The 341-nt window shown below is 53.7% G+C and carries 1 protein-coding gene; it reads right to left on the reverse strand.

What is annotated here, in order from left to right; translation table 11 throughout:
* Positions 1-341: DNA polymerase III subunit delta (holA, locus tag FDX22_RS22575; protein WP_146717805.1), on the reverse strand; the 341-nt coding region annotated here is incomplete at both ends.

Below are 341 nucleotides of genomic sequence, written 5' to 3' on the forward strand. Positions count from 1 at the left end.
CGATGTTTGTCAAACAATGCCCGTAATGGGGTATGGGCCGACTGCCGTTTCAGGTTCACCAGCAGTAATAATTCCCGCTGCAGAGTACGTAACAAAATAACGGGTTCACTGCCTTCAAGACGGAGCTGTTGCAGAATATGCAGCGCGCGTTTGCTTTTGCCCATCAGCAGCGCGTCCACCCAGTGAAACGGGGTAAAGTGCGCGGCATCGTTAACGGCTTGCTCCACACGAGGCAATGTTAATTTACCGTCAGGCCAAAGTAGCGACAACCGCTCCAGCGCCTGCGCTAACGCTAGCAGATTGCCTTCGTAGCAATAGCATAAGAGCTGGTTGGCGGCGTC

This window comes from Citrobacter sp. TBCS-14 (genome assembly GCF_005280805.1).
In the GTDB taxonomy this organism is placed as follows: Bacteria; Pseudomonadota; Gammaproteobacteria; order Enterobacterales; family Enterobacteriaceae; genus Citrobacter; species Citrobacter gillenii.